The organism is Novosphingobium sp. BL-S-34 (assembly GCF_056857015.1).
Genome location: NZ_JBXEPV010000003.1, coordinates 594,428 through 610,440 on the forward strand (window position 1 = coordinate 594,428; position 16,013 = coordinate 610,440).

At 65.4% G+C, this 16,013-nt stretch carries 16 protein-coding genes; 7 read left to right on the forward strand and 9 right to left on the reverse strand.

Features of this window, described 5'->3' with window-relative positions:
* The first annotated feature begins 40 nt into the window (after nucleotides 1-40).
* From AC1VV3_RS25455 to AC1VV3_RS25465, 3 genes are all read left to right on the forward strand, one after another.
* The gene (locus AC1VV3_RS25455) at nucleotides 41-1,090 is read left to right on the forward strand and encodes a DUF3089 domain-containing protein (protein ID WP_482963244.1); all 1,050 of its coding nucleotides are present in this window, start codon (nucleotides 41-43) and stop codon (nucleotides 1,088-1,090) included.
* A gap of 188 nt (nucleotides 1,091-1,278) precedes the next feature.
* Complete coding sequence (locus AC1VV3_RS25460) at nucleotides 1,279-1,680, forward strand: c-type cytochrome (RefSeq protein WP_482963245.1); 402 nt, start codon at nucleotides 1,279-1,281, stop codon at nucleotides 1,678-1,680.
* A 32-nt stretch (nucleotides 1,681-1,712) separates the two neighbouring features.
* Nucleotides 1,713-2,609 carry an alpha/beta hydrolase family protein gene (locus AC1VV3_RS25465; protein WP_482963246.1) on the forward strand — a complete coding sequence of 299 codons (897 nt, stop codon included), beginning with the start codon at nucleotides 1,713-1,715 and terminating at the stop codon, nucleotides 2,607-2,609.
* A gap of 67 nt (nucleotides 2,610-2,676) precedes the next feature.
* Here the strand turns inward: AC1VV3_RS25465 and AC1VV3_RS25470 are convergent, their stop codons facing one another.
* Nucleotides 2,677-4,236 carry an FAD-binding oxidoreductase gene (locus tag AC1VV3_RS25470; protein WP_482963247.1) on the reverse strand — a complete coding sequence of 520 codons (1,560 nt, stop codon included), beginning with the start codon at nucleotides 4,234-4,236 and terminating at the stop codon, nucleotides 2,677-2,679.
* A gap of 180 nt (nucleotides 4,237-4,416) precedes the next feature.
* Between AC1VV3_RS25470 and AC1VV3_RS25475 the strand changes: the two genes are divergently transcribed.
* The 4 genes from AC1VV3_RS25475 to AC1VV3_RS25490 all read left to right on the forward strand — a co-directional run bounded on the left by AC1VV3_RS25475 (nucleotide 4,417) and on the right by AC1VV3_RS25490 (nucleotide 7,859).
* On the forward strand, nucleotides 4,417-5,007 hold the full coding sequence (locus tag AC1VV3_RS25475; protein WP_482963248.1) for an ureidoglycolate lyase: 591 nt from the start codon (nucleotides 4,417-4,419) through the stop codon (nucleotides 5,005-5,007).
* A gap of 19 nt (nucleotides 5,008-5,026) precedes the next feature.
* Nucleotides 5,027-5,371: a hypothetical protein gene (locus AC1VV3_RS25480; protein ID WP_482963249.1), complete on the forward strand. Its 345-nt coding sequence runs from the start codon at nucleotides 5,027-5,029 to the stop codon at nucleotides 5,369-5,371.
* 86 nt (nucleotides 5,372-5,457) lie between these two features.
* A complete protein-coding gene (locus tag AC1VV3_RS25485) occupies nucleotides 5,458-6,642 on the forward strand; it encodes a class I SAM-dependent methyltransferase (RefSeq protein WP_465128491.1) in 1,185 nt (394 codons plus the stop codon).
* A 122-nt stretch (nucleotides 6,643-6,764) separates the two neighbouring features.
* Entirely contained in the window at nucleotides 6,765-7,859 is a 1,095-nt protein-coding gene (locus AC1VV3_RS25490) for an LLM class flavin-dependent oxidoreductase (protein ID WP_482963250.1), read from the forward strand.
* A 63-nt stretch (nucleotides 7,860-7,922) separates the two neighbouring features.
* On the opposite strand, the gene AC1VV3_RS25495 is transcribed toward AC1VV3_RS25490, so the two are convergent.
* The 8 genes from AC1VV3_RS25495 to AC1VV3_RS25530 all read right to left on the reverse strand — a co-directional run bounded on the left by AC1VV3_RS25495 (nucleotide 7,923) and on the right by AC1VV3_RS25530 (nucleotide 15,909).
* Nucleotides 7,923-8,888 carry an alpha/beta fold hydrolase gene (locus AC1VV3_RS25495; RefSeq protein WP_482963251.1) on the reverse strand — a complete coding sequence of 322 codons (966 nt, stop codon included), beginning with the start codon at nucleotides 8,886-8,888 and terminating at the stop codon, nucleotides 7,923-7,925.
* The gene (locus AC1VV3_RS25500) at nucleotides 8,885-9,286 is read right to left on the reverse strand and encodes a Cap15 family cyclic dinucleotide receptor domain-containing protein (protein WP_482963252.1); all 402 of its coding nucleotides are present in this window, start codon (nucleotides 9,284-9,286) and stop codon (nucleotides 8,885-8,887) included. The genes AC1VV3_RS25495 and AC1VV3_RS25500 overlap by 4 nt, the downstream gene beginning before the upstream one ends.
* Nucleotides 9,283-10,263, reverse strand: coding sequence for an alpha/beta fold hydrolase (locus tag AC1VV3_RS25505; protein ID WP_465128487.1), 981 nt, complete (start codon nucleotides 10,261-10,263; stop codon nucleotides 9,283-9,285). The genes AC1VV3_RS25500 and AC1VV3_RS25505 overlap by 4 nt, the downstream gene beginning before the upstream one ends.
* Nucleotides 10,264-10,331: 68 nt before the next feature.
* The gene (locus AC1VV3_RS25510; protein ID WP_465128486.1) at nucleotides 10,332-11,747 is read right to left on the reverse strand and encodes an MFS transporter; all 1,416 of its coding nucleotides are present in this window, start codon (nucleotides 11,745-11,747) and stop codon (nucleotides 10,332-10,334) included.
* A gap of 2 nt (nucleotides 11,748-11,749) precedes the next feature.
* Nucleotides 11,750-12,757 (reverse strand): phosphotransferase enzyme family protein, encoded by a 1,008-nt coding sequence (locus AC1VV3_RS25515; protein WP_465128485.1) that lies wholly within the window; start codon nucleotides 12,755-12,757, stop codon nucleotides 11,750-11,752.
* Complete coding sequence (locus AC1VV3_RS25520) at nucleotides 12,735-13,568, reverse strand: alpha/beta fold hydrolase (RefSeq protein ID WP_465128484.1); 834 nt, start codon at nucleotides 13,566-13,568, stop codon at nucleotides 12,735-12,737. Before AC1VV3_RS25520 ends, AC1VV3_RS25515 begins: the two co-directional genes overlap by 23 nt.
* Nucleotides 13,569-13,639: 71 nt before the next feature.
* Nucleotides 13,640-15,040 (reverse strand): MFS transporter, encoded by a 1,401-nt coding sequence (locus AC1VV3_RS25525; RefSeq protein WP_482963253.1) that lies wholly within the window; start codon nucleotides 15,038-15,040, stop codon nucleotides 13,640-13,642.
* On the reverse strand, nucleotides 15,037-15,909 hold the full coding sequence (locus AC1VV3_RS25530) for an alpha/beta fold hydrolase (RefSeq protein WP_465128482.1): 873 nt from the start codon (nucleotides 15,907-15,909) through the stop codon (nucleotides 15,037-15,039). The genes AC1VV3_RS25525 and AC1VV3_RS25530 overlap by 4 nt, the downstream gene beginning before the upstream one ends.
* Between the last annotated feature and the right edge of the window lie 104 nt (nucleotides 15,910-16,013).

The window sequence follows — 16,013 nt, forward strand, 5'->3', positions numbered from 1 at the left end:
GCTGGCGGCAAAGTCGGCGGCAAAAACCGCAGCAGGCCTCATGGCGGTGGTGATGTGCTGGTCAGGTCCGGCCCGGGCCGCACCGCAGGATGACATCGCCGCACTTGCGCCCACCGCACCCGATTACGCTGTCGCCGGGGCCTGGGCCGCCGGTCCCGCTGGTCCCGGCCCGGCGGCGGCCTTGCCCGAGGGCGCCGCGCCGGTCGCGCAGTCTGCGGAGGTGGATGTCTTCTATGTGCATCCCACCACCTTCCGCAGCCAGACTGCGTGGAACCAGGACCCTGCCGACGCCGCGGCCAGCACTTGGACGGACGAGAGCGCGGTGGCCCGGCAAGCCAGCGCGTTCGGGGCCTGCTGCCGGATCTGGGCGCCGCGATACCGGGCGGCCAGCTACAAGGCGCTGATGGAGCCCGCCCACCGGGATGCCGCCTTCGCACTAGCCTATTCCGACGTAGAGCGGGCGTTCGACTGGTTCCTCGCCCATGTCAGCCAGGGGCGGCCCTTCATCATCGCCGGGCACAGCCAGGGCGCCAAGCACATCGCGGACCTGCTGGAACGGCGGATCGACGGCACGCCCCTGCAGCAGCGTATGGTGGCGGCTTACATCGTGGGCATCAATCTTTCGGAAGGCGAGTTCGGCCTGCGGTACAGGCACGTCCCCGTTTGCGATAGGCCTGCGCAGACCGGATGCGCGTTGCAATGGAACGCGGTCGCCGCGGGCGCGAACCTTGCGCCTATCATCGCCGCATACGAAAAGTCCTTCGTCGACAGATATGGCGACGTTCCGGGCAAGCGCCCGCTTTGCATCAACCCAGTGACTTTCGACCGGTCCCGCCCCGCAGCGCTTTCAGCGCAGGCACGCGGCGCGGTTCCGGGCGAGCCCGGTTTGGGCGCGATGAAGCCGCTGCGACCCGGCGCGGTAGCCGTGCGGTGCGAACAGGGGCTTGCCGTGACTTATCCGGCGCCGGGGCTCGATATCAGGCCGATGGCAGGCGGAAGCCTTCACTATTACGATTTTGCACTTTTCTATGCGGACATTCGCGCCAATGCGGCCCTTCGTGCGTCGGCTTGGCTCAAGGCGCATCGCTGAACGGCCTGTCCGCAAGGCGGATAATCGGCGCCGCGCATCGGGTAGAGTTCGCGTTTAAGACTAGGCTCGGGGATGACTGGAAAAAACGGGCCCCGGCGGACCCGATGGGCAGCCTTCCAAGCAGAGATGGCGTCCGGATATCCTGGCCGGAGCGACAATGACGCATTCCAAAGGGTAGGCAGTTAGACATGACCAGACAGATCATCCATCCGGCATTGGCCGCGGCCGCCTTCGCTGCCATGGCGGCGGTTCCGGCAAGCGTTTCGGCCGGGCCGCCGGCGACCGATGCCGCAGCCGGCAAGCGCATCTTCATGCGCTGCATGGCATGCCACACAGTGAATGCCGGCGGCGCGAACAAAGTGGGGCCGAATCTGTCGGGCGTGGTCGGCAAGAAGTCCGGCGCGGTGAAGGGCTTCCGCTATTCGGCGGCCATGTCCAAGTCCGGCGTGACCTGGAACGATGCCACGCTCGACAAGTGGCTGACCCGTCCGGCCAGTGTGGTTCCCGGCACCTCGATGGTCTTTGCCGGCCTTCCCAAGCCCGAAGACCGCAAGGCCGTGATCGCCTACCTCAAAAAGCCGGCGCCCTGATCGTGACGCGGATCGTGGGGACCGGCCTTGCAATGTCGCGCAGGTCGCTGCTGGCGGGTTGCGTCGCGGCGGCCGGACTGGCCGTGGCCGGACGCGCGCTGGCGGCCTTGCCGCCAAGGCCAATGCCGCAGCCTGCGGTCATCGAGCTGAAGACGCCGGAAGGCCGCGCGGTTTCCATCAGCGAATGGCGGCCGCAGGGCACTTCGCGCGGGGTGATCCTGTTCTCGCACGGGGCAGGATCGGCCCCTGCATACTACGATCCGATCATAGGGCCCTGGGTCGCAGCGGGGTGGCAGGTGCTCGCTCCGCTTCACGTCGATTCGCGCGAGCATCCGCAAACCGCACAGTACCCCGGGCTGGCAAGCTGGAAGGCGCGGGTCGAGGACATGCGCGCGCTCGTTTCCCATATCGGCGAAGCACCGTTCGTGGCGGCGGGACATTCCTACGGCGGCCTCGTTGCCACGATGCTGGGCGGTGCGCAGCCGGTCTTGCCGGAAGGGCTGCAAGCACCGCTGGTGCCGCGCCTTGCAAGGGCGGTGATCGCCTTCTCGCCCCCGCCGCCGATCCCGGTTCTCGTGACCGAGTCGGGGTACGGTGCGCTGTCGGTGCCCGCGCTGGTCCAGACGGGTACGCTGGACCTGATGCAGGGCATGGCCGCCGATGGCTGGAAGGGCCACCTCGCGCCGTTCACTGCCGCCGCGGCGGGGGGCGATCGCTATGGCCTCGTGCTCGAAGGGGCCAACCATTACTTCGGCGGCGCCATTTGCGATTTCTCGCAGCCGGGACCGCCGCAACTTGTAGCCCTGAAGCTGGCGGTCGAGCATGCTGCGCTGTTTCTCGAAGGCTTCGGCGCAGGTAGCGCAAAGGCACGCCGCCGTCTCGACAGGCTGGTGACGCAAGCCCTGCCGGCGCGCCTCATGAAGCGCTGAGGCCCGTTCCCATTTCTTGAACGCCCCGGAAAGCGCTTTCCGGGGCGTTTTCGTAATTTCAGCCCTTTTAGAACCCTAGCGCGCCGGGGTTCATCAGTCCCTTCGGATCAAGTTCCCTCTTTACCGCGCTCAATAGGGAGAGCGCCTGGGGAGATAACCGCTGACGATAGGGATAGGCCCGGCCGAGCTGGAAGTGCCCGGCGCCGTATTCCTGCATCAGAGCGACAATCGCCTGCTTGAGATCGTCCGCATAAGCGCGCGATTCCGCGTTGGCGGGGAACTGCGGTTGCCGGGAGAGGTATTCCTCGCCCAATAACGTGTGGTGATAGGCGGTGCGGTCGTCGGGCCAGTACAGCGCCACTTCGTAAAGAAAGCCGGCGGCGCCGACCGGGGAGAACATCGTGCCGGTCCAGATGCCGAGGCGGTCCATTTCCGCCTTGCGTCCGCCGATCAGTTCCTTGAACGCGGCGTCGAATGGCACGGCCTGGTCGTGGGCGAGTACGCCGTGGATCGGCACCCAGCGCTCGCCGCCCGGACCCAGCACGTTGAACAGCGGCGCGAAGGGCACCGAGTGGACGAAAGTCGGGATCGAATTTGCGATCTCGCGGCCGTGCCGGGCCAGCATCCGGCGCAGGATCTTCGCCTTATGCGCCGCCTCATCGGCGTCGAACCCCTCAATGATGAAGTGGCACATGTAAGCGCCCGCGCGCATCGGGTTCTCGCCCGCCAGCGCCATCCGAACGAGCTGGGCAAGTCCCTTCATCTTGTCCGGTGCTTTGCGCATAACTTCGGCGGCGATCTTAAGGCGCGCGCCCATGCCGTCCTGGCGGCCGATCTGCCCTTGCGACAGGGCAAGATCGAGGCCGAAGTGCGAATCGTCCAGCCGCGCCATGGCCGCCTCGCGCGAGGCGGCGTGATAGTCCGCGAAGCTTTCGAACGCGAAGCTCAGGCATTCGAAATGCGGCAGGACCGGCAGCAGCGGCAGGCGAATGCGCGCTTTGATGCCGAAAATCCCGCAGTCGCCCGTGAACAGGCCGGTGAGGTCCGGCCCGTAGAAGCGCATGGCAGAACTGGCGCTGGTCGAGAGCATTTCCCCGCTCGCCAACACCACGTCCATCGATAGGACCGACTGTGCCGAGATGCCGTGCGCAGTGCTGCCGTGGCTCAGCGTGTTCTGGCTCATGCTGCCGCCCACGGTGGCGGCGATGCCGGAAAAAGGCCCCCAGAACGGCGTGCGCAGACCTTTGGCGTCCAGCGCGGTCTTGAGCGCCATCCACGTGACCCCCGCGCCGACAGTGACCACGGCGTTGCGTTCGTCGATCTCGATCGTGTCGAGCGCGCCGGTGTCGATCAAGACATGGCCGCCCTCGGGCAGGAGATAGGCATCGGTATAGGAGGCGCCGCCGCCGCGCGGAACCATGGCGGTCCCGGCTGCCGCACAGATGCGCACGGTTTCTTGAAGCGCTTTCACATCGGCTGGGCGGACAATCGCCTTGGGCGCGGCACCGCCGCGATAGACGTCGTTCGAGAAGTAGGCGAGCGCTTCGCCCTCATGGATCACGGCATCGGCTCCCAGTGCCTTCACCAAGGCCGAAACCACTTGTTCCTCGACAATCGCGCTGCTCATCAGAATACCCGAATTTTCCACATAGTCCGCTAGACTTGACCATTCCCGCCAGCCTCGCGACCGGCCGGCACCAGCCTATCCACCCTGCGGCTATCCGGCCAGCGATCAAACAGTTCGATCCCCGCTCGAATCCTCTTCCCGGCATGCATGATCTGGCGGACAACGGCGGCAGAGGTATCCATGACCACGCAAACCGGCTTTTCCACGCGGGAATGCACCGTGATCGAGCTTGCGGTCGAACCCGCCACGCCCCAGGCGCTGGCGCTGTTCGGCGCGGTGATCGGCCGGGATGCGCCGGTAAAGCCGGTTTCGGTCGATTTCTACAAGGGCGCGGTGAAAATGAGTTATCCGGCCCGCTTCCTCTGCGAACATCCGGTGGAAGTCACGCTGGCGCAGATGGATCGGCGCCCCGGCGAAGTGCGCTACCTGGAGCGTCATTTCCAGCACACGCAGGCTTTCCTGCCGCTTGGCGGCAAACCTTTCGTGGCGGTCATGGCACCACCGAGCGATGGCGAGCTGCCCGACCTTTCGCAAGTCCGCGCCTTCCGTTTCGACGGGACGGCGGGATTCGCCATGCACCTTGGCACTTGGCACGAGTTTCCCTTCGCGGTGGAAGACGGGACCGACCTCGTCGTGGTCCTCTCCAGCCAGACCGGTTACGACCTCAAGGCAAAGGACGCTGCGACCGAAGAGGCCCATGGCCCCGATCTCGACAAGAAGGACATCGTTGCCCGTACCGGCAAGGTGTTCCGTTTCGAACTGATGGAGTGACGTGACGATGGCAGAGCGCATGAACCTTGACCGCAAGGCGCGGTCGAAGGGCAGCCAGCCGGTGGTTTTCGAAAGCGAGACGGTAGACGCCCTCGCGGGGCTAGTGCTTGCGCTGTTGGGCGAGGTCGTCGTGCTCAAGGACCGGCTCGACGCGAACGAGCGCCTGCTGAAGGCTGCAGGCTTGCACGGCCCCGCAGACATCGACACATTCGCCCCGGACGCCGAAGCGCGCGCCTATCGCGGCGCCTATCGGCAAGGGATCTACGAACGCGTGCTGGGCACTGCCCGCGACAAGCTGATGCCAGAGGCACTGGCCGACCAGCACGACTATGAAGGCGTCCTTGACGCCGTGACCCGCGATTAGAGCGTTTTCTAATCAGGTGGAATCACCTGATGACCCGGAAAATGCGACAAACCAGAAACTTTGACCCGGAAGGGGAGCGCGAAGACATGGAACAGTACCGCCAGGAACATTTCGGTCATGCGGTCATGCCGCAGTCCAACCATGACGAGCAGGCAATGGAAGACCACTTCCTCGCCATGCGCGCCTGGACCAGCCAGAACATGGACCCGCTCGATCGTCGTCTGCTGGACGAAGTTATCGTTCCCGAGATCGAGAAGAAGACCGGCAGCAAGCCAACCTCCAGCACCCAGGTTCGCGGAGCGCTGGAAGCCCATCCGCTGCACCAGTACTGGCTGACGCTCTCGCTTTTCTACCAGGACCGCATCTGGCTTTCGCTCGACGGTGCAATCGACCGCCAGTTCGACGAGCTTTCGGCAAAGGTCGAGGCGCAAGTGGCAGACCCCAAGGGCAGCCTGCGCCTGAACCCGGATCTTGTCATTCCGCGCTACATCTCGTCCTTCGATCATCACCGTATGCCGGGCAGCTACACGGTCGATACCGCAGAAGGCGATTTCCGGGCCGGCGCGCTCTACGACCGCTTCGCTTCCACCTACTTGCGCAACCTCAACGGCGGCTGGAAGAACGACGGGCGCGGACACACGCTCGCCAGCCATCTCCAGGACTTCTATCCTGACTTCAAGCCCCGGCGCATCCTCGACCTCGGCTGCTCGGTCGGCCACTCGACGGTGGCGATCGCGCAGGCTTTCCCAGACGCGGAAGTCTATGCCCTCGACGTGGGTGCGCCGATGCTGCGCTACGGCCATGCCCGCGCCGAGGCGATGGGCACGGCGATCCACTTCAGCCAGCAGGACGCCGAGCATACCGACTTTGAGGATGAGAGCTTCGATCTCGTCTGCTCCTCGGCTGTGCTCCATGAGACCTCGGCCAAGGGCATGCGGGGCATCTTCAAGGAGAGCCACCGCCTGTTGCGCAAGGGCGGAATCATGTGCCACGTGGACGTGCCGCCCCGCCATGAGCATCTGTCGCTCTGGGACCAGATGCGCTGCGACTTCGAGAGTCACTACAACAACGAACCCTTCATGACGTCGCTCGCTCGTACCGACTGGCTGAAGGTTGCCCTGGACGCTGGGTTCGATGCCGCGGACGTGCTGGTCGGGTACCGCAAGGGCACGTTCTTCCTCAAGCCCGATCGGGGGGACTTCTTCACCGAAGGCCATCCCGAGGGCCGGGCGATGATCGGCAGCTGGTACGCTTGCTCGGCTACCAAGTGACCGTTTCCGGCAGGTGAGACAGCTTCGTGCCACCTGCCGGATAACAAAAAAGGCGACTTTCGGCCGATACAGCCGGGCATAGACTTCCGCCTTCAGCACTATCAGGGAGGGCCTCGAGCCTCATGCCGGTCGAGATCAACGGTCTGCTCAACCACAACATTTCGAGCGAAACCCATCCCGTTTCCTTCGAGACTTTCGATCCCGAAGGCATAGCGCGAATGGCGCGGCTCCATGATGCATGGGGCTATGACAAGGTGTTGGTCGCAAATGCCGCGATCATGCCCGACAATTTCACCATCGCTGGATATGTCGCCGCAAACACGAGCCGGCTCGGCGTTATGCTTGCGCACCGGCCGGGCTTCATTCCGCCGACCATGGCCGCGCGGATGCTGGCGACGCTCGACCGGTTGATGCCGGGCCGCGTCGGCGTCCATATCATTACCGCTGCCAGCGACGAGGAAACGCAGGCCGACGGCGACTATCGGACCAAGTTGGAGCGCTACGACCGCGCGAAGGAATATATCTCGGTGCTGCGCCGGATATGGACCAGCGAAAAGCCGGTCGATCATGAGGGCAAGTGGTTTCACTTCAATGGCGGTTTTGCCGCGATCAAGCCGACGCAGGGCACGGTGCCGGTCTATTTCGGCGGCATGAGCCCGGCGGCGCTCGAAGTGGCGGGCGAGTATTGCGATACTTTCGCCACGCTCTCCGATACGGTTGCAGGGATGACCGAAGTGGTCGCCAAGGTGCGCGAGGCTGCCGCGCCGCATGGCCGCTCCCCGCGCTTCCTGATGTCGATCCGCATCGTCATTGCCGATAGCGAGGAAGCGGCCTGGGCGCGGGCCGACGCGATCCGCGAGGCGGTGGCCGCCAACATGGGCAAGCTGGCGCCGAATACTGCCGCCGTGAAGGCCGACGGGTTCAAGCGCACTGCCGAACTCGCCGCGCGCGGCGACAGGTTGGAGAAGTGCTTCTGGAACGGCATTAACCAGCTTCGCGGCGGGCAGAGCAATTCGGGCACCTTGGTCGGCACGCCTGCCCAGCTCGCCGACGCGTTGATGGACTATTACGATGCCGGGGTTTCGGCGTTCATCCTGCGCGGTTTCGATCCGGTGGAAGACGTGATCGCCATCGGGCGCGACCTTATCCCGTTGCTGCGTGCAAAAGTGGCCACGCGCGATGCCGAACTTACGGCGGCGGAACCCGTGCTGGTCTGACCGGCGCCTTTGAACTGAGGTATTGAAGGCCGCGCCCTTTCACGGGAACGCGGCCTTCTCCTATCACCTGGCGGTGCGGCGGAGGAAGGGCATCATGCGTTCGAGAGCCCGGTCCGGGCAGTCGAACGGCATCATGTGGCCGCAGCTGTCGACGACTTCGAGCGACTTGTCGGCGCTGCCAAGCAGCGCGAGCGCCTGTTTCCCGTCCCTCTCCAGCGTGGTTTCGTGGTCGTCGGCGGACCAGAGCAGCAGCGTGGGCGCGGTGATCCGCCGTAAGTCGTCCGGCGTTCTTGCGAAGGAAGTGGACGCTGCCACCGCCTTGCCGATGGCGGGATCACGCAAGGGGCGGCTGTTGAGATCGGTCCATTGCGCCACCAGCGCGGGAGTTATCCGCGCGGGATCGACGACGTTGGCGAGCAGGATCTGTCGCCAGTATTCCGGTGCATGCCAGCCGGGGTGCAGTCGGTCCTCGGCCAGCGTTGCCTTGAGCGTGGGGGGCAGGCCGTCGAGGTCGAACTTCACCGGCCCCACCGCGATGTTGTTAAGCACCAGCGCCTGCACCCGTTTTGTCTGGGCAGCGGCATAGGCGGCGGCAGGCAGTCCGCCGCTGGAGGTCGCGACCATTACGAAGCGGTCTGTCTTGAGCCGGTCCATCAGTCCGTCGATCACGCGGATACGGTGCTCGATCGTATAGTCGCCGGCGGGGCTAGGGCCTGAGAGTCCGGCGGGAGACTGGTCGTACCGGATTACCCGGTAATGGCGCGAGAGCTTCGCGGCCCAATTGTCCCACTGGCGCAGGCTGGCGTAGGAGCCGTGGATCAGCAGGATCGCCGGACCCTTGCCCTCCACCATGTAATGGACGCTTTCCCCGTCGATCTTGGCGAACTGCGAGCCGGGCAGCGCATAACGGCTGCGCAGGGCGGCATCGTCGAGTCGGGGAGGCTCGGTCTGCGCGGCAGCGGGGGACAGCGCCAGGGCGCCCAGCGAAAAAGCGCAGATACGCAGTCGCCTGAACAGGGGCGGCCTCACGTCCGTTCCTCCCGCTTGGCCTGCAGTTCCATGACGACGTATCGGCCGTTGTAATTGCATGAAGTGCCCCGCGCGCTTGCAAGGTCCGGCGCGAAGGTGAGCTGCGAAAGGCCGAAAAAGTTATGGCTTGCGGTGGCCAAATGCTCCGGGTCGGCCTCGTAACCGTAGCGCAGGTGCCACTCGCCCGAGGGTAGGGACGTGAGCTTCTCGGCGAAGCTCACTGAGCGGGAAGTCTTAAAGCCGCAGGTTTCGATGGTGACGGTGAAGGCATGACCGCCGCGAACGAGCGTCATCCTGCCGTCCCATTCGTAAAGCGTATTGCCGTCGGGACCGAGTGTGGCGCCGTGGAGTGCCCAAGTGCCGGCCAGATCGGGCGCGGTCCGATCGGGACCGCTCATTGGGTCACCGTCCGGTCGAGCCAGGCGCGCAGGTCCTTTGCGGTTTCCCTGGGCAGTTCGAGCATCGGGTAGTGGCCGAGATCGGGATAGTGGATCACGTCCACTTTCGTGCCGGAGAACTCCTTTACCGCATCGGCTGCGAGGTATTTCGGTAGGACCGGATCGGCGTCTCCCCATTGCAGCAGGATGGGCGCCTTGACCTGCGCGGCGTCGTCGCCTGCGCCCTTGGCCCAGACCGCCTTCTTGTTGGTTTCGTAGTAGTCCTTCACACGGGCGAAGCCGCCGGGCAGGGTGTTGGTCTGGTAGTACCAGTCCACCGTTGCGTCCGTGAGGCGTTCGGGTTTTCCGTAGAGCTCGGAAAGTGCGCGGCGATAGTAGAAGCGGGGGTAGTAATTAGGCACCAGCGTCTCGTGGGTCCAGACCATCGCCCACATCAGGCGGCTGAAATCACTGGGCGGCGGGGCTTTCAGCGGCAGAGCGGAGAGCGCCAGCGCCGTGACTTTCCGGGGATACTTCGCAGCGTAGAGCGTCGAGACGGTGGCCCCGCTGGATGTGCCGACAAGGGCGAAGCGCGTGACACCCTTCTTCTCCACCAGCTTTTCCAGCAGCGTCACCACGCCGGGCATCCCGGTGGAGGGGGCGCTGTCCGTAGAGAGGCCGTAGGGCGGCCAGTCGAACCGGATCACCCGATATTTGTCCTTAAGCGCGTCGGTCCAGCCGTCCCATTCGCGCAGGTTCGTCATCGAGCTGTGGAGCATTACCACGACCGGGCCGTCGTGCGGACCTTCGTCGCGGATGTGGAGATTGGCAGTGCCGATGCGTTCGAACGTTGAGGGCGCCGTGGCCTGCGCGGCCTTCACGCTTTCGTAGGACGGGTTCCACCAACCCAGTCGCATCGTCAGCAGCACGAGCGCCAGCAGCACGACCAGAGCGAGGACCGCGCCTCCCGCCGCCTTGAGAATTCGACCAACCGTCATCCCTGTTCCCCCTGGGTACTCCGCCATGGCCGGGCGATCGCGTCCGGCCTACGGCATGTGTGTTCGGATCAATTGGCGCCGCTGGACAGCAGGCCGGCGCATTCGCTGTCGCCCCGCGCGGCGGCGCGGCGCATCGCGCGCCCGGCTCCGGCGTAGAGTGCGGCGCCCAGCAGCAGGAACGGCGTGCAGACCATGGCAATCGACCAGCCCACTTGCGCCGGGTCGTGCAACACGCGCTCGGTCACGCTGGCAACCATAAGCGGGCCCAGGCTTGCGCCGATGATGGTGTTGAGCACGAGAGTGAGCGAGATCGCGCAGCCGCGCATGCGGGGAGGGACGAGGGACTGCAAGGTAGCGAACATCACCGTGCCGATCACCGAGAACACGGCATTCGACGAGGCTACCAGCACCGTGGCCAGGTGAAGTTCGCCTGCCAGCACCGCCAGGACCGAGGGTAGGGCGAACAAAGGCGCGAACGCCAGGATCGCGAAGCGCGCCATCGTCCGGCCCGAGCGCATCGAGCGGTCCAGCATGGTCCCGCCGATCAGCGGGCCGATGGCGGAGAACAGGATCGAAAGCGGCCCAAGCCACTTGCCGAGGAAGGCGGCATCGGCGCCGTAGCCGCGCAGAAGCATCGTCGGCGCCCAGGCGGAACCGCCGTAGGCCACCGTGAAGCAGGTCGCGAAGCCGAAGTAGAGCGGCAGGAGCACGCTGCGATTGCGCCAGAAATAGGCCGCTTCGGCTGCGCCGGGCAAGCGCGGCACGGATCCGGCGGCGGCCTGGACCTGCCGGGCGGGCTCTCGCGTGAAGGCAAGCAGCCCCAAGGCTACCAACAGCCCGCTGGCGCCGAACACCACGAAGACGATCCGCCAGGGCACGAGGTGGCCGATCAGTGGCAAGCCGAGGAAAGCGCCTGCACCGGCGGCCGTCACCAGCAGGCCGGTCAGCGAGATGGCCACGCCGTTCGCGAGCCCCTGTCCCATCATGTAGAACGAGATCGGCCGTCCGCGGCGCGCCGGTGAGAACAGGTCCGCGATCAGCGAGATCGCGGCCGGTCCCAGCGCGGCCTCACCCAGACCCACCAGCAGACGGGCGGTGAACAGCGAGCCGAAAGTCTGGGCCAGCCCGCTGCCGATCGTCGCCACGCTCCACAGCGCGATCCCCGCGACGATCAGGTTGCGGCGAGAGATGCGATCGGCGAGCAGGCCCATCGGCAGTCCCATGAAGGCATAGAACAGCCCGAAGGCGAGGCCCTGCAATAGCCCGATCTGCTCGTCCCCGATGCCGATGTCAGCGCGCACCGGGTCGACCAGGATGTTGAGCGCCGCCCGGTCGATGACCGAGAGAACCCCTGCCAGGAACAGCATGAAGACCATGATCCACGCGGACTTGCCGCCCGGCCACGAGCCTTCCGCCACCGGGCGGGGGCCGGACGATGACATCGCCGCAGCCTCCGCCCTGTCGAGCGCGATCGGGCCGTTCATGGTCAGAGCAGGCCGCAGGCGCGGGCGCGGGTCTTCACATAATCGCCCAGCCAGTCGAGATTGCGGAAGCGCAGGGTGCCGCGCCCTACCGCCGTCGAGCTATGGGCCATGCCCGCGATCAGGCGAAGAGCCTTCGCCATCAGAAACAGCTCGGAGTTCTCGGTCTCTTCCTTGGTGAAGGGCCGCACCGACTGGTAGCCGTCCTCGAAAGCCTCGCCGATCTTCGGGTCGAAGCCGTAGAACAGGTTGCCCCAGACGAAGTTCTGCACGTCCTGCATAAGGAAGTCTTCGCCCGCGGCGTCGAAGTCCAGCAAGGTGATGCCGCCGTCCTCGGCGACGTGGACGTTGCTGGGGTGAAAATCGCGATGGCACACGCCCAGCGGTACTTTTCCGGAGGCGGCAAGTTCGTCGAGCCGCTTGTCGAGGTTGGCGGCGATCACCGGATAGTCGCGCAAGTCATCCGGCCGGTCGTAAACGAAGTCTATAAGGGCCGGCATGCAGATGTTGTAGTCCTTGGCCGTTTCGGTCGAGAACCGGTGCTCCGGCCCGGCCCAAGCATCGCCAAGCAGGTGCATCCGGGCCATGGCGGCGCCGATGCGGAAGGCGGTCTCCTCGGACAGACGGTCGCCGAACTTCACGCCCGGCGCCCAGTCGTAGAGCGCAATGGCGCGTTCGCCCTCGGGGGAGAGCACCTTGAAATAGAGCTTGCCATCATGCTGAGGCACGCCGACCGAGGCGGGGAAGCCCTGCTCGCGCAGGTAATCGAGGAAATCGAGTTCGTAGGCTACGTCGTCAACGTGGCGGTAGGTCTTGCGCCAGACGCGCAGGGCGTACTTAGCTTCCTCGTCCTGGACGAGGTAGACGTCGTTCATGCCCCGGTAGAGCAGAAAACAGGTAAGCTCGCCCTTGACGGGATAGCGGCGCGCCACTTCGGCGGCGATGAACTCGGGATGGAGGACCGAGTGCGAAACCTCGGCTACCGGTAGGTCAGAGGCGGTCAAGGAAGTCACGCAATTCATGGGCAATACGCTCCGAGGCAAGATCGAAAATGTCTTTGTTGAGATCGAGAAGCTGGACCGTGCGGCAGTCCGGCATGCGCGCGGCGGCCTGGAGAGACACTTCGAGAAGGTCTTCCCCCGTCTGCACGAGCACGGCCGGTTGGGTGACGAGACCGAGGCGCGAGAAATCCCACGACCAGACGCCGCTGTAGGCCCAGGTAAACCGGTGGAGCACGCGCGACTTGTCGGCGAAGTTCCAAACCGCCTTGTCGAGCGGCTGCGCAGGGTTGCGGTTGGTGACGATGTAGCTCCAGAGCCTGCCGAGCAGGCCCAGAATAACTTCGCCGCTTTCGTCCGGCTCCGGGAAGTTGCGCGCCTCTTCAAGCTTGGCCGCAAGCGTGGCTGGATCGAACATCGGAATGCCGGTCAGCCCGAGCGCGCGGACCTTGTCCGGACGGGCGATGGCCAGTTCGCAGGACAGCAGCGTGCCGGTGTGGAAGCCGTAGAGATCGACCTTGCCGGTCAGCACGCCCTCGGAATCAAGCGCGTCGAGCGCGTCCGAGAAGGCGGCGGCATAGCCTGCCATCCCCGGCGGCGCGGGCGGCGCGTCGGACATGCCGTAGCCCGGCGTGTCGAGGGAGACGACGAGACGGTCGGTCGCCAATTCGCGGATCAGGGCCTCGTACTCGTAGGAGGACGAAGGGTTCTGGTGCAACAGCACGATGGGCGTGCGTCCGGCCTGTGCAGATCCGGCGGTGCGGTAGTGCATCTGACCGTGGCGGCAGGTGGTATAGGCGCGGCGGATCGAGGATGTATCGGTCATGAAGGCAGAATGCTCGCTGCTTTGCGCACCTTGCACGTCCAAAGCGGAATCTCCGCTGTTCGGGGATCGGTTCATGCCACTGCGTGCCCGAGGCCTTCGGCGGTTTCCAGGCGAGCGGCGGTGAGCTTGTCCTCGTCAAGGTCGTAGGCCCAGAGGAACAGGCCGTTGATTGCGAACATGACCGCCGGGATCACCGAGAATCCGAGCTTGAGCGCCAGCATGGCGCTAGCGGGCTGAGCAACGATGGCGCCGCCGGTGGTCGGAACGTAGCCCAGCGCGTGGAGGAACACGCCCAGCACTGCGACGCCGAGGGCGAAGCTGACTTTCTCGATCACGGCGATGGCGCTGGAGAGAAGCCCCTCGCGTGCCTCGCCGGTCAGCAGGCGGTCATAGGCCTGGGTATCGCCCAGCATCGAGATCGACATCAGAATGATGGCGCCTGAGCCAAGGCCGCCGCCGATGCCGCGCAGGACGATACCGGTCGTGGTGATTGAGTGGTCGGCCAAGAGCCAGCTCAGCGTGGTCAGGCAGAACAGCACGACGCCCGCCAGATACGTGCGGCGCTTCCCGAAGCGCTTTCCGGTCCAGACCCACAGCGGCATGACCAGCGCGGTGACGACGTTCTGGGTCACGGCAAAGGCGATCTGGCCGCTGTAGCCCACGCCCACGACGTTGAGCATGAACAACAGCATCGTCGAGGCAACCGAGGCGAATGACAGGAACTGGAACACCTTTGCGCCGAGCAGCATCATGAAAGGCCGGTTGCGGGCGATTGCGCGAAGCTGTGCCGGACCGGGCAGGTGCTTGCCGGAACCCGGCGCGGTGCCGTGGTTCACCGGGACGGCGAGCGCCGTCGCCGTCATTGATCCGCCGATGATGAGCGCCATGACCACGCCCATGGTGGCGAAGCCGGAACGGCCGGCGCCGCCGCTCTGGATCAGCCACGCGGTGCCCGCCATCGCCAGGAGCTGGCCGATCGAGACGAACACGGTGCGGAACGAGATCAGGCGCGTGCGTTCGTGGAAGCCGTCGGTCAGTTCGGCGGGCAGGGCCATGTAAGGCACGTTGAACAGCGAATAGGCGGTGGAGTAGATCACCAGCCCCGCGATCATCCAGAGCAGCAGCGCTCCTTCGGACAGGACCGGCGGCGCGAACAGCATCACGAACGAGACGGCCGAAAGCAGCGCTCCTCCCATGAGGAACGGCTTGCGCCGGCCCCAGCGGGTGCGGGCGCGGTCGGACAGGCTGCCGATGGCGACGTCGATCACCGCGTCGGCCAGCTTGGAGATCATCAGCAGGTAACCGGCGATCTCGGGCGACTGGCCCAGCACCGTGGACATCAGCGCGGGAAAATATGTCGTGACGGTGTTGAGCATGATCGACACGCCCACCGTACCGATCCCGAAGCCGAGGCAGGTCCTGACGCTCAACCGGGCATCGGCCCGGCCATCCTTCGAAACCGACATTTTCATGCTATCTGCCTCTTGAGGAATTTGGCCATGGCGGCGGCCTTGGCTGCGGGCGATCCACCGGTAACCGCCTCGTGCCCGTTGGCCAGCAGGCCGAGTGCGGTCTTCACCGAAGCATTGAGCAGGGCGAGTTCGGTCTCGGGCTTGAGCAGCAGCGTGGGCGCGGTGATCAGGGCCATGCGCTCGAAAGCGCGGTAGCGGAACGCGGCGATGTAGGGCTTGGGATAAGTGTCGAGCGCCTTGAGTACGTCCAGCGTGATCCGGTGCAGCACCTGCGGCGGCGGCATCGGCACGGAAAGCCGGTGCTCGGCGTCTTTCAGGAAATGCGGAAAGAACAGCGCCTGGTCGCGGCAAAAGTTGAACGCCCAGACCAAGTGGCGGCCATACTCGTCCGGCTCGACCACCGGGGCGTAATTGGCGATCACCGTTTCGCGCAGCTCGTCCTCGTATTCGGTAATGCCATCCAGCACGAGGCAGCGCACGCGGGCGGGATAGCCGGCGGCAAGCTCGCAGGCGATGCGGGCGCCGGTGTGAGTGCCGTACGCATCGACCGCCCCGAAGCCCAGCGCGTTGCAGAGGCGGTCCATGGAATCCGCGAAATAGGCGATGTCGGGCTCGGCAGGCCCAGGGGCGGCGGAATCGCCGTTGCCGAGCGTATCCGGCGCGACGATCTCGCCAAGGAATCCCGCCGCGCGAAGGGCCGTCATCAGGTCCTGCATGAACCATGAAGATGCGGGCGAGGCGTGAAGCAGGAGCAAGGGCCGGTGCGCGGCGTCGGCCGCCGGCAGGCGGCGCAAGTGAACCTGCCCCTCATCGAGCCGGACGAAGGCACGCTCGATCTGAAGGGTATCGGGAATCTCGGGTTCGTTCATGAGGGCCGAGGCTATCGCAGGCCGGACACGCGCCGCCCCTCCATGCAAACTTGATCGGCAGGCGAATAGTTTTATCCCCCCACCCCGGATTGCTAAGCGGCCAG

Coding starts and splice junctions, on each gene's coding strand:
- AC1VV3_RS25485 (WP_465128491.1), top strand. CDS start 5,458: ATGGAACAGTACCGCCAGGAACATTTCGGTCATGCGGTCATGCCGCAG.
- AC1VV3_RS25510 (WP_465128486.1), bottom strand. CDS start 11,747: ATGAACGGCCCGATCGCGCTCGACAGGGCGGAGGCTGCGGCGATGTCA.
- AC1VV3_RS25465 (WP_482963246.1), top strand. CDS start 1,713: ATGTCGCGCAGGTCGCTGCTGGCGGGTTGCGTCGCGGCGGCCGGACTG.
- AC1VV3_RS25530 (WP_465128482.1), bottom strand. CDS start 15,909: ATGAACGAACCCGAGATTCCCGATACCCTTCAGATCGAGCGTGCCTTC.
- AC1VV3_RS25480 (WP_482963249.1), top strand. CDS start 5,027: ATGAACCTTGACCGCAAGGCGCGGTCGAAGGGCAGCCAGCCGGTGGTT.
- AC1VV3_RS25520 (WP_465128484.1), bottom strand. CDS start 13,568: ATGACCGATACATCCTCGATCCGCCGCGCCTATACCACCTGCCGCCAC.
- AC1VV3_RS25460 (WP_482963245.1), top strand. CDS start 1,279: ATGACCAGACAGATCATCCATCCGGCATTGGCCGCGGCCGCCTTCGCT.
- AC1VV3_RS25455 (WP_482963244.1), top strand. CDS start 41: ATGGCGGTGGTGATGTGCTGGTCAGGTCCGGCCCGGGCCGCACCGCAG.
- AC1VV3_RS25490 (WP_482963250.1), top strand. CDS start 6,765: ATGCCGGTCGAGATCAACGGTCTGCTCAACCACAACATTTCGAGCGAA.
- AC1VV3_RS25475 (WP_482963248.1), top strand. CDS start 4,417: ATGACCACGCAAACCGGCTTTTCCACGCGGGAATGCACCGTGATCGAG.
- AC1VV3_RS25505 (WP_465128487.1), bottom strand. CDS start 10,263: ATGACGGTTGGTCGAATTCTCAAGGCGGCGGGAGGCGCGGTCCTCGCT.
- AC1VV3_RS25525 (WP_482963253.1), bottom strand. CDS start 15,040: ATGAAAATGTCGGTTTCGAAGGATGGCCGGGCCGATGCCCGGTTGAGC.
- AC1VV3_RS25500 (WP_482963252.1), bottom strand. CDS start 9,286: ATGAGCGGTCCCGATCGGACCGCGCCCGATCTGGCCGGCACTTGGGCA.
- AC1VV3_RS25470 (WP_482963247.1), bottom strand. CDS start 4,236: ATGAGCAGCGCGATTGTCGAGGAACAAGTGGTTTCGGCCTTGGTGAAG.